This is a genomic window from Neptunicella sp. (assembly GCF_048268085.1).
GTDB lineage: Bacteria > Pseudomonadota > Gammaproteobacteria > Enterobacterales > Alteromonadaceae > Neptunicella.
In genome coordinates this window covers 146,670-163,000 of the sequence record NZ_JBLWWF010000005.1, presented here as the reverse complement: position 1 = coordinate 163,000, position 16,331 = coordinate 146,670, and the positions used below count along the sequence as shown (strand labels likewise).

Below are 16,331 nucleotides of genomic sequence, written 5' to 3'. Positions count from 1 at the left end.
TATTGTTCAATCTAACTTATCGGTAGCAATGTGATAACGAGGATCTTCATTTACGTTCATTTCCACATAGTCCTGAGCTTTGCTCAATAAGTCGCGGCATTCTTTGCTCACATGACGAATATGCAGCTTCTTACCCACCGCTTTATATTTATCTGCCAAACTGTCAATGGCATCAATCCCGGATGAATCCCAAATGCGTGATTCATTGAAGTCGATCACGACATCTTGTGGATCATTGGCGGTATCGAATAAATCTTTAAAATGCAGTACCGAGCCGAAAAATAAAGGGCCATCCAGCTCATAAACTTTCCAACCGTCCTCATCGGTATGAGTGCGAGCCGCGATATGTGTGGCGTGTTTCCAGGCAAATACCAGTGCAGATACAATCACACCGACTACAACCGCAATGGCTAAATCGGCGGCAACGGTAACGGCAGTGACCAAAAACAGCACAAAGGCATCTTCTTTATTGATACCGCGTACAATGCGGAATGAAGCCCATTCAAAGGTGCCAATTACCACAACAAACATTACACCAACCAGGGCGGCCAGAGGCACCATTTCAATCAATGGAGCGGCAAATAAAATAAAACCTAACAAGACAATGGCGGCAGTAATACCGGATAACCGTCCACGTCCACCAGAATTAATATTAATCATGCTCTGACCAATCATGGCGCAACCGCCCATGCCACCAAAAAAGCCATTAACACTATTGGCAACGCCTTGGCCGATACATTCTCGGTTACCAGAGCCGCGGGTGTCAGTCATATCGTCGATCAGGGATAACGTTAACAAGGATTCAATCAGGCCGACCAAACATAAAATAACTGCGGTAGGCAATACGATATATAACGTTTCCAGTGTCATCGGTACCATCGGAATCGAAAAGCTGGGTAATTCTCCGGCTAACGTCGCCGTGGCCTGTTGTTCAACGGGCAGCATATCTTTAACAAAATCAATTACGGTACGCGCTTCTAAATCTAATCCGTGCACAATCAGAGTCACGGTAATTATGGCGACCAGAGAGGCCGGCACCGCGGTCGTGATTTTGGGCAAGACATAAATAATAGCCATGGTCAGCGCTACTAAGCCCAGCATGGTATACAGCATTTGTCCGTGCATCCAGACGTGCTGGCCTAACCCATCAAAGACCTTAAATTGACCCAGTTGGGCTAAAAATATCACGATGGCAAGGCCGTTAACAAAACCGAGCATTACCGGATATGGCACTAAACGAATAAACTTGCCGAGCTTGAATACCCCCGCCAAAATTTGCAAAAAACCGCACAGTAATACCGCGGCAAATAAATATTGAATACCATGTTGGGCAACAAGGGACACCATAACAACGGCTGTTGCCCCAGTGGCACCAGAGATCATGCCTGGGCGGCCGCCAATTGCGGATGTGATTAACCCCATCATAAAGGCCGCATACAAACCCACCATGGGTTCAACACCAGCGACAAATGCAAAAGCAACTGCTTCGGGGACTAAGGCAAACGCCACCGTCATACCGGATAACACATCGTTTTTAATGTTGCTATCACGTTTAGTGATCAGATCGAACATTATGTCTCCTGATTCTGAAATAAATAAGTAAAAGAGTTAGCCGGCTATTTTAGCAGCAAAATCAATGCTTTTCTTTTAATAGAATGTTAAAAAACGCAGAAAAACAGCAAGTGGATAATGGCGGAAGAAGGCTCTACCGCCATTCGAATGGATTTACTCGAAAATTAAAGGATTTCCAGTAACTCAATATCAAATACTAATGTGCTGAATGGAGCAATAGCGGCACCGGCGCCTTGTGATCCGTAAGCTAGATCGTGTGGAATGTATAAGCGCCACTTGGAACCGGCCTTCATTAGTTGTAAGGCTTCAGTCCAACCTTTTATCACGCCGCCCACAGGAAACTCTGCCGGTTGACCACGATCATAGGAACTATCAAATACCGTACCGTCAATTAAGGTACCGTGATAATGGGTTTTAACCGTGGAGCTGGCTTGTGGAATGTCGCCCTCGCCTTGAGTGATAACTTCGTATTGCAGACCAGATGCGGTAACCGTTACGTCATCTCTTTTGGCATTTTCGGCCAAAAATGCAGCACCAGCAGCGACTAATTCTTTAGCTTGCTCTTCTTTTGCTGCTTGCATCCGTTGATGAATTTGCTCGAATGCTACCCGCATTTCTTCATTGCTAACGGCGCTAGGCTGTTTATTAAAGGCGGTGGCTAAGCCGTCTTGAACGGCTGAAATATCAAGGCCTTCAAAGGGATTTCCAGCTAGCTGTTCGCCCATTTGCAAACCGATACCGTAGCTAGCTTGTTGCTCGATCGTAGTATATTTATCAGACATAATGTTCCTGAAATTTAAAAAAGTGAAAAATACTTTTGTCTTTAAAAGGGCTGGGCATGCTAGCATAAATGGATAAAAAATTATTATAAAAAGCCCTATGGTTCATCTGATTTAAGTATATTAGATTAAAAATAACAGCAAAATACTTAACTAAATTAATAAGTTAATAGAAGATAAAGAGGGTGCCATGAGTGATGATAAACATCTTTTACAGGACACAGTTAGAGATTTAGGAAAAGTTTTAGGCGAGACCATTCAGGCACAACTAGGTGAGCAATGGTTGGAACGTATAGAAACTGTTCGTATACAAGGGCGTAAAGCTTTTCAAGGTGATAACGACAGTGCAATTGCGTTACAAAAACTCTTTGCCCAATTGGGTGATCAGGATTTACTGACCTTAGGCCGTGCTTTTTGCCAATTTCTCAATTTAGCTAATATTGCGGAACAAGAATATAACAGTGCTCAAACTGACATTGAGCCAATCAATAAGTTATTTTCCGAGCTTGAAAATCTTAAGTTAGACAGCAGTAACTTGGCATCTGCGTTAGAACAGCTGCATATTGATTTAGTCTTGACTGCTCACCCAACCGAAGTAAGTCGTCGTACGCTGATCCACAAATACACCGAATTAGCCCAGTGCCTGGATCGTTTGCACCATTCACAGTTGAGCGAGGCGGAGCGAACTAGTCTGCAACGTCGCATCGCTGATTTAATTGCACAAGCTTGGCATACCGACGAAATTCGTTCTGAACGCCCAACACCGGTGGATGAAGCCTCTTGGGGCTTCTCGGTGATTGAGAATTCATTATGGCAGGCCGTTCCCGAGTTTATTCGTGAACTGGATGATAAAATCAAAAAAGAATACGGTTTAAGTTTACCTATCGACTCATCACCGGTGCGCATCAGTTCCTGGATGGGCGGAGATCGAGACGGTAATCCGTTTGTGACGGCTAAAGTAACGCAAAAAGTGTTATTGCTGGCACGTAGACGGGCGGCATCCTTATTCTTTAGCGATGTGGATCGGCTGCAATCTGAATTATCCATGGGTGAATGTAATGATGAATTGCGGGCATTGGCCGGTGATGCATTGGAACCCTATCGTCTAATCTTGCGTGAATTGCGGGAAAAATTACGTATCACCTTTAAAGGGTTAAATGCGGCTGTTAATGACGAAGAATCCGATCCACGTCAATGGATCCAGACCCAACAACAATTACTAGAGCCATTGATGCTTTGTTACCGCTCGCTCCATGAGTGCGGTATGGGCGTGATCGCGGATGGGGAATTACTCGACTGCATTCGCCGGGTACATTGTTTTGGTATTCACCTGCTTAAACTGGATATTCGCCAAGGATCTGAGCGTCATGCTGAAGTCTTTGCCGAGCTGACCGAATATCTGGAGCTTGGTGATTACAACAGCTGGAGTGAAGAACAGAAACAACAGTTTTTGCAGCAAGAGTTAAGCTCAAAACGCCCCTTATTCCCTGCCAATTGGCAGCCATCTGACGACGTACAGGAAGTGTTGGATACCTGTAAAGTGATCGCCGCTAATAGCAAAGATGGCTTTGGTATTTATATTATTTCCATGGCGAGTCTGCCATCGGATGTATATGCCGTGCAGTTGTTGTTGCAAAAAATGGGGATCAACTGGGCAATGCCAGTGGCACCGTTGTTTGAGACGTTGGACGATTTAAACAACGCAGCCGATGTGATGTCCTTATTGTTTTCACAGCAGGAATATTTGCAGCGTGTCGATAACAAACAATTTGTCATGATTGGTTATTCAGACTCGGCTAAAGATGCCGGTGCGTTAGCAGCAAGCTGGGCACAATATCGTTCACAAGAAGCCTTAGTCGCCTTGGCAGAGCAACATAATGTGGAATTAACCTTATTCCATGGCCGTGGAGGGACGATTGGCCGTGGGGGGTTACCTGCCTACGCTGCTATATTGTCGCAACCACCAGGTTCATTAAAAGGCGGTTTCAGGGTTACCGAACAAGGCGAAACGATTCGCTATAAATTTGGTGTACCGGAATTGGCTAAAAGAAGCCTTAATTTGTATGCCGGTGCAATATTGGAAGCAATTATGGCTCCCCCTCCGGCACCTAAGCCAGAATGGCGTGAACTGATGGACAGTATGTCTGCTGATGGGCGTGATAATTATCGCTCTATTGTGCGAGATGATCCTCAATTTGTACGCTATTTCCGGGTTGCAACGCCAGAATTGGAGCTGGGTAAATTGCCGCTGGGCAGCCGTCCTGCAAAACGTAAACCTGATGGTGGAGTAGAAAGTTTGCGAGCTATTCCATGGATTTTTGCCTGGGCGCAAACCCGTTTAGTTTTGCCATCCTGGTTAGGCTCGATGAAAGCCATGCAGGCCGCTATTGATAAAGGTAATCGCCCGCTGATCGACCAGATGATTGAAAACTGGCCGTTCTTCCACTCGCGCTTATCGATGCTGGACATGGTTTTCTCTAAAGCCGATGTTAGCATTAGTGAAGAATACGATAAGCGTTTGGTACCGGATGAATTGCGTTATTTTGGGCAAGCATTGCGTGACGAGCTGGAAGACAGCATTAAGTTAATCAATACCTTGCTGAAACAGGAATCGGTGATGCAAAATGATCCGGCCGGTAAAGACTCCATGCAACTGCGTGCCGGTTACTTGCAACCGCTACATTATTTGCAGATTGAACTGCTCGATCGGGTACGTAAACAGCCTGAAGATGAGGTCAATCATACCTTGGAAAGAGCCATGATGATTACCATCGCCGGCATCGCCGTGGGAATGCGTAATACTGGCTAAGGTAGCCGTGCAGTTTAACGACAAAGGCAGCTTAAATTAAGCTGCCTTTTTTATTTGTCGGGGCATCTGGAACAGCTTTATCCACAATGCATTCTGATATAGCCTGGAAACGATGAATTACCTTGCACATTTGTTTCTGGCCCTGCACACACCAGATTTCCGGATAACTTGAAAAAAAATCACTCAATTGCAATGTTAGAACATCTATAAAGAGGTTCTGTAAAGAATGTAAGTTTAGCTATCAGGGTAAATCTGCCTTATAACAGATTCGGTGCCATAAGCTACGGGGGTTGTTTGGTGGATGGATGTTGGGCATATATCCAGAATACGTTTGCCTGCAGCCACAGCACACAAACCAACAGATTCGGCTATTAATGCCAGTGGTGAAGCTTCATACAGATAGCGAATTTTACCCTGAGGGTAATCAAGGGAGTCTTCCGGATATAAATACAATCCGCCATTATTAATTATGCGATGTATATCACTGGCTATAGTGGCCTGATAACGTTGTGAATAGCCGCTGTTTGACACCAGTATTTGTTTATCAACAAATTCACGTACATTCGGTGGCCAATTACGGTATTTAACCAGATTAGCTGAGACAACTTTATTGGTATGGGACGGGGCAAAGTGTTCTACTGCGGTTACAAGTTGGTTTTCTTGCTCTTGCCATACAAAGCTAATTATTTGTTTTCCATCCGCAATAACGACGGTTAAGGTGCTGCCATATAATACATATCCGGCACAAAGTTGCTGTTTACCCGGTTGCAGAAATGCCTTTTCACCTTTCGTGGCTATTGCTCCATCAGCGGTTAATACTGAAAAAATAGTGGCGGTAGTGCCGTTTACTGCTAGATTACCTGAGCCATCCAAAGGATCAAATGCCACCAGAAAGTTACCAGAAGGGCTAACGCTGACATTTTGATGCTCTTCTTCGGATATATAAGCGACAACCTGAGGATTACGCTTTAAACCTGCGCCTAAAAGATCATTGGCCACTAAATCGACTTTGGTTTGTCTTTCGCCGTGCACATTCATATCCGACAGATACGGATTGGCATTTTGTGCAAGCTGCGCGGGCAACAGTTTATAAATATCGACACAACTATCAATGATGCTGGTTACAACCGATTGTAATCCGGCTGAAAACTGCAGTTTGTCCATTCCATCAATAAGTTGTGTGTACATATTCAGTGTCCTTTTCCATGCTCAGTAACCTGCATACAGTTATGTTTTTGATTTGATTTCAGGCTGAATACACTATCCTGCCATCAACTATGGTCATTGTTACATTAAAATGCGGATCGAATGCGGTTAAACATGCTCTTTTGCCAATCGCAATGCTGCCCAGCTCTTTGTCCAACCCCAGAAAAGTTGCCGGAGATAAAGTGACCATTTCAATTACCTGCATTAAGTCAGCCTGAGTAAGTTCAAACATATTCTTAACTGCTTTTTCTAACGTCAGGGTACTACCGGCCAGTGAACCGGATTTCGTTCTGGCTATACCCTGTTTTACCGTCACATCCAGCATACCCAGTTTGTATTGACCATCGTGCATGCCGCCAGCAACGATACAATCTGAAATCAATCCGATTTTGGCTTGGCCTTTTAACCTGACTATCATATCCAGTATCGCTGGATGCAAATGTATACCATCAGCAATGACTTCAACATAGGCATTGTTATCCAATAGTACGGCGCCTGCACAGCCTGGATCGCGGTGATGTATACCGCTCATGCCATTAAATACATGCACTCCGCCACAGGCTCCTGCATGCAAAGCCGAGCAGGTCTGTTCGTAATTGGCTGCAGTATGACCCAGCATGGATTTAATATTTTTACTGCTAAGATAGCGGATAATCTCATCTGAGTTGGGTAATTCCGGTGCTAGTGCGACAACTTTTAGGGCACCATTAGAAGCGGTGATTATGGCGTCAATATAACTTTTATCCAGCGGCAAAAAATACTGCTCGTCATGTGCCCCTTTGTGATCTTTAGTAAAAAATAGTCCTTCATTATAGGCGCCAAGTAACTCAGCACCCGACAAACTGCCGCTATAGGCTTCACCTATATTTTTAAACGCAGCCAGTGTCTTAGGCCAGGTATCGGTTACCGTAGTCGCGAGAAAACCGACTATGCCATGTCTGGCCAGTGACCGGGAAATTACGTCAAGCGACTCGCGGCTGGCATCCATAACATCACAACCTTCCCTGCCATGAATATGCAAGTCCAAAAAACCGGGGGCCAGGGTGCTGTCGGCAATGTTATGTCTCGGGATATTTTCTTGCGGCTTGTCCGTGATTTCACTGATCAGGCCGTTTTCTATCAGCAGGTGACGGTTTTTCATTATGCCTGCTGGAGTAACTATTTGTTTTGGAGATAAATAATAGGTTTGCTGATTCACTGAATAGCTCCAAGTAGCGCCGCTCCCCGGGCGCCTGACGCATCACCAAACATGGCTGGGGCAATCACCGGGCTTTGCACGCCTTTAAATAAATGCTTTTCAATTGCCGCAGGCAATGCACTGATAATTTCATCTATTTTGGATAATCCACCACCCAGCACAATTATGTCGGGATCATAAGACAACACGATGGAAGCAAAAGAAGCGCCGAGTAAGTCTATATAACATTCGAAAGCGTTTACCGCTGCAGGATCGGCCGCGCGTAACTGATTCACAAATATCTGGGTATCCGGTGTTCCACCGTGTAATGCATAGATATTAGCCAGCCCGGGGCCCGATATATAAGGTTCATAGCAACCGGTCAGCCCGCAACCACAATCTAAAATCGGCAATTGGTATTTAGCAATCAACTCTGCTGACGCCGGCAGGTGACCATATTCACCGGCGATATTATTTGCCCCGGAATATAAATTACCCTGAATACATAACCCACCGCCTGCACCGGTACCGATAATAGCGCCATACACAATGGCGTAACCGTCACCCGCTCCACCATTGCTTTCAGAAAGTGCAAACAAACGGCAATCATTTTCAATGGCAATATGTCGTTGTAATACCTGTTCAATATCTTTTTTTATTGCTTTGCCAGTTGCACAAGGCACGTTGGCCGATTTAACCAATCCTTGTTTATTGATAATGCCCGGCATGCCAATACCCACATGTCCCTGACAGCCGGTTAATATGTCAGCCTGATGCACCATCTCCCTGAGTGCTTTTAAAAACAGTTGATAATCCTTGGCAGGTGTCGCAACTCGCCAGCTTTTTACACAGTGGTAATTGGCATCAAATACCGACAGTTCCATTTTGGTACCGCCTATATCAATGCCGTAAATAAAAGTCGTCATAATACAGTTATTCCACTAACTTCTATTTCAAAGAATAAATAGTAACGCCTTGTACAACGCGGTTTACTTCACCCGTAGGACAAGGATTGTCAGGAGATATATCTCTTTGTAATGAACAAAAAAATGCATATATCTGGCAATAAACGATGTAGGCCAAACCAGCCCAGGGATCAGATAATGGCTCCGTCTGACCAAAAACATTTTTATCAAGTACGATAATGTCTTTGGCGATACCGTCATTGACCAGTTCGCCCACCAAATCCTTATCGTAACTTAAGGTATAAGGCGAATCAGATGCCATCACTATAATGGTGGTAGATGGTGTCACTATCGATTTTGGCCCATGTCTGAAACCCAGCGGGCTTTCACTGTAACTGATCAACTCGCCTGCAGTTAACTCCAGTACTTTAAGTGCAGCCTCTTTTGCAAAACCCTGCAGAGCCCCCGAGCCAAGAAAGACCACACGTTGTGACTGGTTTTCACTGAGAGACTTAATCGAAGCTGGCAATGATGAAATGCAATGTTCGGCTGCTGTAGCCGCCTGTTCAAGTTGCTGTCTGTTTTCAGTAAATAAATACAGGGTACTGGCCAGCATTACAGTAAAACTGCTGGTCATTGCAAAACTCTGATCCAGAGCACTCGCTGGCATCAGCAGCGTAAAAGCATTGGGGTTGTCCTTGCTTTTAGCTGCCAGTTCTCCTGTTTCATTACAGGTAATCACCAGATGTGCACATTGTTTTACTATCTGGTTGGCAATATTGTAGGCAGCAACACTTTCAGGACTGTTACCTGACCTGCCATAGGAAATTAACAGGGTTGGTACATCAGCAAGTAAATACTGTTCAGCACTGCTGACTATATCTGTAGTACTGATAGCCTCCACCTGTCGTTGCAATACTTGGCTAAGATAGGGAGCCAACACTTCTCCAATGTAGGCAGAAGTGCCTGCGCCTGTCAAAATGATTCTTAACGATTGCTGGCTGACTAACGGTTGCATAAATGCATTTATTTCATCTCTAAGCTGGTCAATTTTCTCAGCACTTTGCTTCCAAACATCTGGTTGCTGACAGATCTCGGTCGCCGTCCAGTATGCATTACGACTCTGCAGAAAATGCTCATCAAATAATAGCTTATAAGTCATTAAGGTATTCCTTTCTCAAGCCAAGGATTGGAAAGACACTCAGCAATCTACGCCTCATCCCTTTTTACAGTGCCATATCCTCTGTATTCACTACCATTGGCAAAAATTTCATTTAAATATACATTGGCGAATATATTACGCTACCTTTTTATTTATACCGCAAAACAAAACATAAAAAAACATAAAATGAAATAAAATGAAATTTTATTATTGTTTTTACGCGCTTTGATGTTGTATTGTGAATACACATCATGCGTCAGATGTAGTTGATGGGAATATCACGTGGATGATATTTATCGGGCTGACAATATTGTCTGGCCCAAGGCAGTGGACGTTGTGATGTAAAACACAAATAAACAGGAGAAAACAATGCGTACATTAAAAAACCTTGTGGTCCGACGATCCTTGCTATACATGACCGCCTTAACTGCCCTTTTTGCACTGCAAGCCAATGCTTCGGTATGGGTAAATAAATCCGGTACCACTAGTCAGACAGGCGATGTGCTTGAGCTAGTAGGCGACTGGAATGATATTGCCAGAGCAGAGATCGAACTCGATGTTGAACCGGGCCAAACCTACACCCTGCGCGGTAAAGTCAAAAATACCCGTGATGGGCTGAAGACATATATCGGTGTGCTGAATGGCACAGAAAACATTGAACACTACAAAAGTGAAACCACTTATAAAGCGATTCAACCTATTACTTTCGTTGCACAAAGCGACACTGTCATCGTTTATTCTTCAGTATGGCGATATCAGGATCCCGGCACCGGATATGTTAAGGATGTAGAATTGGGAGTCCCTGTTCTCGATTTGCCAGCCAGTGGTGAAACAACGGGAGGAGGAAGTGGCTCAGGGACGGGCAATTGTGCTGGTAACTATACCCTGTGTGACGATTTTGACGGTTCTGCAGTTGATGCCAGTAAATGGTATGTGCTTCGCAAACAATGGGGTGGCAACGGTGCCAACGGTGGTGTGGTTGAAGATAATGTTGCTGTTTCAAATGGTAATCTGATATTGACCGGTTTAGGTAATGATTATACCGGCCCTGTACGTGGTATTAATAAAGATGGCTCGCAGCGGTCAGATGGTAAGAAGACCGGCGGCGGAATAGCGTCAAAAGATTATCTGGGCTCCGGTATATATGAAGTGCGTATGAAAGTGTTGCCTGAATTAGGTGCGGTTTCGACTATCTGGACTTTCCATTATCAGGAATTTTATCCCAGTGATCAGGAATACATCGATAATAATGGCACCGGAAGTTACTGGGCATCGAATCACGAAATTGATATCGAGATCCCCGGGCGTCCTAACGCTGCGTTTGAAAATATTTCTTTTGATTATCTGCTGGCTAACACCTGGCGTGGTGAAAGAGAAAGTGAATATGACGTCAATTACGTTAACAGTGGTGACAACGCAGATGGCCAGTTTCATGATTACAAATTCATTTGGCATACTGGTGGAAATGGCGAAACGCCTCGTGTGGAATTCTATCGTGACGGTCAGTATCTCTATACAGAAACGGATCATATTCCAAACTATAAAGGGCGTTTGTGGTTAGCTGTCTGGTTTGCAAATGGTTGGGCTGGTGATGCGGACTTTGATTCTGACAATATGGTTGTCGATTACTTCAGGTTTACCGCATTTGATGAACCGAATGATGCTGCAGTGGCTGAAAGCTATCCTTGCGCCGGTTTAATCGGCTGCGTCGAATAATACAACAACATCTGTAAACACCGCTGATATGACCAGGCAGCGGTGTTTTCATACAATAAAAGCAGAGATAAAAATGATCATAAAGCGAATTTACACCCTGTTAACCGCCATTGCGGCCTTACATACGGCAGGCACTGCAGCCGCTGTTACCCCTGATATTATTCCTCAGCCACAGCAAATCACACTCACCGACGGCACGTGGTCTATGCAAGCGGATACCGTTATATGCGCATCTGCGCAAAGCCAATCATCGGCAAAGCAGCTTAATACCTTTATCAGTGCAGTTTTTGGTCAGGCGTTGGCGGTAAAACAAAACTGCACAGCAAACGGAATCGTATTCAGCATTGACAACGCAATGAAACCAGAAGCCTATGATCTGGTGATTAACCAGCAAGGTATTGAAATTCGCGCCTCAACTGATGCGGGTTGGTTTTATGGCGTACAGAGCCTGATGCAGATCATACAAAACGCAGAGGTTGCAAACGACGCATTCCCATACACTTTTGAGACCATGACCATCTCCGATGAGCCTAGATTTGCCTGGCGCGCTTTTATGCTGGACGAAGGACGGCATTTTTTTGGCGAACATCAGGTTAAGAAATTGCTGGATGAAATGGCACGCCTGAAAATGAATGTTTTCCACTGGCATCTGGCAGATGATCAAGGTTGGCGCATTGAAATTAAAAAATATCCCAGACTGACAGAAATAGGTTCCATGCGTAAAAGTACCCAAGTGGGTGCCGAGAAATGGGATTCGCCCAAACAATCCGGTGAACCCCACGGCGGTTTTTATACCCAGCAGCAGATCCGAGAACTGGTAAAATACGCCACCGACCGGCACATCACCGTCGTGCCTGAAATTGAAATGCCCGGTCATTCCAGTGCAGCCATTGCGTCTTACAACTGGCTCGGTACCAGCAAAAAAAACATGGAGGTACCCACTAAATTTGGTGTGTCTAAAGATGTTTATGATGTCAGCGATGAGAAGGTCATTGGCTTTTTAACAGATGTACTGGATGAAGTGATTGCACTATTCCCTTCCAAGGTGATCCATATCGGTGGTGACGAAGTGAAATATGACCAATGGAAAAGCTCACCGCAGGTTCAGCAATTTATGCAGCAACATAATCTGCAAACACCGGCAGAATTGCAGGTGTACTTTACCAACATGATTTCCCAGTATTTGCAAAGTAAGGGCAGACGAATGATGGGCTGGAATGAAATTCTTGGTCATCAATTGCATGAATATCAGAGTGAAGCAGATACCGAATCTAGTCAGTCTCTGGCCAAATCCAGTGTGGTGCACTTCTGGAAAGGCGATTTGGCGCTGGCGACCAAAGCGGCAAAGGATGGATTTGATATTGTTAACTCCATTCACAGCGAAACCTATCTGGATTACGACTACAAAACGATTTCATTGGCTAAAGCCTATAACTTCGACCCTGTACCGGATGGTCTGGCTGACGGGCTCCAGCATAAAATAATTGGTAGTGGCTGCCAGATGTGGACCGAATGGACACCCACACGGGGTGAGTTGGAATACATGATATTCCCCCGTATTGCTGCTTATGCTGAGGTGGACTGGACAGATCCGGCCGAAAAAAACTTCGAAGATTTTAAGCGCAGGTTAGTGAAGTTGAAGGCCATCTGGACTGCCAACGACATTTTATTTGCGGATATTCAGGACTAAGCCAGCGTTTAGCCTAGGGCGTTGCGATCAAAAGGTTTTGGATTTGAACAAAATTCATACATCAAAGATCAACGCGCCCTATTAGTAACGGAATAACTTTATGTATCATCATTCGAACAAATCAACAGTGCTGATCTCTTTGTTGATCATTGCTACATTATTTTTTATTTTTGGTTTTATCACCTGGCTTAATGGCGCACTAATCCCTTTTTTGCAGATTGTCTGTGAATTAACCCCAACAGAATCGCTGGTTGTCGCATTCAGTTTTTATATCGCTTACGTGGTAATGGCATTGCCTATGGCTAAAGTCATTGAACGATACGGACTGAAAAATTCGATGTGCCTTGGCTTGGTTTTGATTGCAGCAGGTGCATTGTTGTTTGTGCCAGCGGCACTGTCGAGGCAATTTGCCATATTCCTATGTGCACAATTTACATTAGGCGCGGGCTTAACTATTTTACAAACGGCTGCCAATCCATATCTGGTGGTAATGGGTGATCAAAAAACTGCCTCAGTACGGATTTCTATTATGGGGGTGCTGAATAAAAGCGCAGGAGTTTTAGCTCCAATTGCTTTTACTTCACTGGTGTTGAGTGACTTTGCTGATGTGAGTGCTAAAAGCATCGAGCTATTGTCAGTAACGGACAAAAACAACCTGATGAGCGATTTATCTGCGTCACTGATCATGCCCTACTGCTGTATGGCTTTGGTATTGTTGGTGATGGCGTTATTACTCAAGTTTTCTCCTTTACCTGATATTGACATGCACAACGAAAATGCGCAGGACGACGCACAACAATCAGTTAGTTTACGTGGGTTGTTAAATTTCCCACATCTGATTTTTGGCGTCATTGCGCTATTTCTGTACGTCGGGACAGAAGTTATCGCGGGTGACACTATCGGGCTTGTAGGTTCTACATTAGGGTTAGCCAATGCAACTTCACTGACTTCTTTTACTATGGCCTTTATGGTGGCAGGTTATCTGTGTGGCTTAGTGCTCATTCCACGTTTGCTAAGTCAGGAAAGCGCATTAGCTGGCTCTGCCATCATAGGCATGATAGTTACCATTTTTATATTGTGCATTCCATCAGATTCATTTTTGCTCAGTCATTCGGTACTGGAGTTTGTCGGCAACAAAAATATTCCGGATATTATTTACCTGATTGCCTTTCTGGGTTTTGCTAATGCCATCGTATGGCCGGCCATTTGGCCAATGGCATTGAAAGAGTTGGGACCCTATACCGCAAAAGGGTCAGCGGTTCTGATTATGGCTATTGCTGGTGGTGCCATCATGCCACTGGTATACGGAGGATTATCTTCTGTGAGCTCAATATTTACCGCTTATGCCATTTTATTGCCCTGTTACCTGTTTATTTTGTTTTATGCCATTAAAGGACACAAAGTAGCTCAGCAATCCAGTGCTAATAATCCATTATCAACTCAGGAATTCGCCAATGATTAAGTTATCAACGGTTGTGGTGTGCGGTTTATTATCTGCGGGTTGTCTTGCCAATACGCTCGAAGGAGTGTGGAAGCTGGTGGCCGCCAAGCACAAATATGAGGGTGAGCAACAGTGGATCACCCTGGATATCCGTAACAGCTTTGTTTCGTTCAAGATAATAAAGGACGGTTATTATTCGGTGATTACTCAGGATGCTGACAAAAACATCTTCGGTGCCAAAATGGGGCGTTATCAGTTTGCAGACAACCATTACAGCGAACAGTTTATAGCGCATGACCAGCCGCAGTTTATAGGTGAAAAACATGATTTCACCTATAAACTGGATGGCGATAACTGGTTTATTTATTCAGACGACATAGTGGAGAAATGGCAACGCGTTTCTGCAAATCCTAATCTTGATCCTGATTAATCTGTAATGACAAATTGCCTTTTTGTGACGTGGCTGCCTGATGCAAATTTAGCAGCCGTTTAAATTGATTCAACGAGTTACGCATCGCAAACAGAGGTAACCAATACCCTTTATTGTGAAAATCAATAATGTCATCATTGGCCATATAGCCCAATTCAGACGTATTGATAGTGAAAAATTCTTCTGTTTGCGGCTCTTGTCCCTCAAGGTGCAGAGTTAACTGGCATTCGGTAATCAGATTGCGGTTAACCAGTGCCTCAACAAAAATTTCTGTTTGCAGCATTGCATCTTGCACCAGTTCAAGCTGGCGGGTCATATCCGTTAAAAAGGCAGATTTTTGGCCGTTTTCAAATAGTGGTTTTCCCTGATTTGTGGCAACCAGCGGTGACGACATATCCACACGCAAGCGGGTGTTTTCTTCTTCCGCCAGACAAAAACTAAAAGGAGCAATTTCCAGTCCTATTGGCATATAGAGCCCCAGCCAGTTACCCTGCTGATCAAGCATCAGATTATGCTGGGGAGTCAGGCCTAAAATGGCTGTTAGCTGAAATTTGCCAGACTGTTCATCGCGTAACAATACCACCGGACAGTCATTAGCAATTTCTGCCACTTCTTCGGCAACAATACTGCTGCATGTGATGGATTTTAAGTGAGAAAATGAACTGGCTGGCAATACGCCGAGATTTTTATCGTCAAGTTCAGAAACCGAAACCAGTGAATTGCTTGAATCAAATGACTGCATAATAAACCTTAAAATTGATAGTGATATTTTTGAATAAGCGTCTGGTCTTTATGTGCGACAAGTTCACTTAATTCGGTAGAGTAATATTCGCGGTATGGCTTGTGTCTACTGGTATTGGCCCGGGGTGCCTGTTGCAAATAATCAGTGGTCCGCTCAACTAAAAACGGATCGGTTTGCTCAAGATAATGCCGCAAACTGTCTCTTAGATTTTCTGCCGGTAATACCGTCAGTGAATTCGCCCCCTTATACATGCGTTGGTACAAAAACGAATAAAATCCGCTATCTGTCTGCATGCTTTCGATATCAGAGCGAATCAGATTTAAACCACTGTTCTGGAATTGCTCAGGTAAGGATAGCATCAGTTTATCGCGTAGCTGGCTGTTATCCGACAGAGTGAGCAGATTAGTTATGCTTTGTTCAAAACCCTGTTGCCGATAGTTACTCACAAGATTAAACAACAGATTCGGTTGTGCCATTTGCGACTGAAAACTAAACCAGGATACATAATAAGCCCAGGGGTTTCGTACCGTCCCCAGAACAGGTAAACGCTGGTATACCGTCGGTAGTTCACTGTATGGCAGGTGATAACCAATTTGTTTAGAATAAGGAATTCGTTCTAGCAGCATCCGGTTAACAAAGGTGCCAGCAGATTTGTGCATATGCAGGAATACAAATTTTGGGCAAATAACCATTAGCTTTCCT

At 44.3% G+C, this 16,331-nt stretch carries 13 protein-coding genes; 5 read left to right on the top strand and 8 right to left on the bottom strand.

Annotated features, from left to right (window positions below):
- Positions 1-6: 6 nt before the first annotated feature.
- Positions 7-1,572: a SulP family inorganic anion transporter gene (locus tag ACTD55_RS05740; RefSeq protein WP_438863357.1), complete on the bottom strand. Its 1,566-nt coding sequence runs from the start codon at positions 1,570-1,572 to the stop codon at positions 7-9.
- A gap of 164 nt (positions 1,573-1,736) precedes the next feature.
- Positions 1,737-2,354, bottom strand: a complete 618-nt coding sequence (locus ACTD55_RS05735; protein WP_438863356.1) for an FKBP-type peptidyl-prolyl cis-trans isomerase — start codon at positions 2,352-2,354, stop codon at positions 1,737-1,739.
- Positions 2,355-2,541: 187 nt separating this feature from the next.
- Between ACTD55_RS05735 and ppc the strand changes: the two genes are divergently transcribed.
- Complete coding sequence (gene ppc / locus ACTD55_RS05730) at positions 2,542-5,160, top strand: phosphoenolpyruvate carboxylase (protein ID WP_438863355.1); 2,619 nt, start codon at positions 2,542-2,544, stop codon at positions 5,158-5,160.
- A 234-nt stretch (positions 5,161-5,394) separates the two neighbouring features.
- On the opposite strand, the gene ACTD55_RS05725 is transcribed toward ppc, so the two are convergent.
- Genes ACTD55_RS05725 through ACTD55_RS05710 form a run of 4 tightly spaced genes read right to left on the bottom strand, consistent with a single transcriptional unit; the run spans position 5,395 to position 9,610 of the window.
- Positions 5,395-6,348: a class 1 fructose-bisphosphatase gene (locus tag ACTD55_RS05725; RefSeq protein ID WP_438863354.1), complete on the bottom strand. Its 954-nt coding sequence runs from the start codon at positions 6,346-6,348 to the stop codon at positions 5,395-5,397.
- A gap of 58 nt (positions 6,349-6,406) precedes the next feature.
- A complete protein-coding gene (nagA, locus tag ACTD55_RS05720) occupies positions 6,407-7,564 on the bottom strand; it encodes an N-acetylglucosamine-6-phosphate deacetylase (RefSeq protein WP_438863353.1) in 1,158 nt (385 codons plus the stop codon).
- Positions 7,561-8,469: an ROK family protein gene (locus ACTD55_RS05715; protein WP_438863352.1), complete on the bottom strand. Its 909-nt coding sequence runs from the start codon at positions 8,467-8,469 to the stop codon at positions 7,561-7,563. Before ACTD55_RS05715 ends, nagA begins: the two co-directional genes overlap by 4 nt.
- Before the next feature lie 22 nt (positions 8,470-8,491).
- Positions 8,492-9,610, bottom strand: coding sequence for an SIS domain-containing protein (locus ACTD55_RS05710; protein WP_438863351.1), 1,119 nt, complete (start codon positions 9,608-9,610; stop codon positions 8,492-8,494).
- 369 nt (positions 9,611-9,979) lie between these two features.
- Here ACTD55_RS05710 and ACTD55_RS05705 point away from each other — a divergent pair, with 369 nt between their 5' ends.
- The 4 genes from ACTD55_RS05705 (at position 9,980) to ACTD55_RS05690 (ending at position 14,887) form a co-directional block, all read left to right on the top strand.
- Positions 9,980-11,326, top strand: a complete 1,347-nt coding sequence (locus ACTD55_RS05705; protein ID WP_438863350.1) for a glycoside hydrolase family 16 protein — start codon at positions 9,980-9,982, stop codon at positions 11,324-11,326.
- A gap of 73 nt (positions 11,327-11,399) precedes the next feature.
- A complete protein-coding gene (locus tag ACTD55_RS05700) occupies positions 11,400-13,016 on the top strand; it encodes a beta-N-acetylhexosaminidase (RefSeq protein WP_438863349.1) in 1,617 nt (538 codons plus the stop codon).
- Between the two features lie 100 nt (positions 13,017-13,116).
- Positions 13,117-14,478 (top strand): sugar MFS transporter, encoded by a 1,362-nt coding sequence (locus ACTD55_RS05695; RefSeq protein WP_438863348.1) that lies wholly within the window; start codon positions 13,117-13,119, stop codon positions 14,476-14,478.
- Complete coding sequence (locus tag ACTD55_RS05690) at positions 14,471-14,887, top strand: hypothetical protein (RefSeq protein WP_438863347.1); 417 nt, start codon at positions 14,471-14,473, stop codon at positions 14,885-14,887. Before ACTD55_RS05695 ends, ACTD55_RS05690 begins: the two co-directional genes overlap by 8 nt.
- Here the strand turns inward: ACTD55_RS05690 and ACTD55_RS05685 are convergent.
- Entirely contained in the window at positions 14,868-15,629 is a 762-nt protein-coding gene (locus ACTD55_RS05685; protein ID WP_438863346.1) for a SapC family protein, read from the bottom strand. The genes ACTD55_RS05690 and ACTD55_RS05685 overlap by 20 nt on opposite strands.
- 8 nt (positions 15,630-15,637) lie before the next feature.
- The gene (locus ACTD55_RS05680) at positions 15,638-16,321 is read right to left on the bottom strand and encodes a hypothetical protein (protein ID WP_438863345.1); all 684 of its coding nucleotides are present in this window, start codon (positions 16,319-16,321) and stop codon (positions 15,638-15,640) included.
- Between the last annotated feature and the right edge of the window lie 10 nt (positions 16,322-16,331).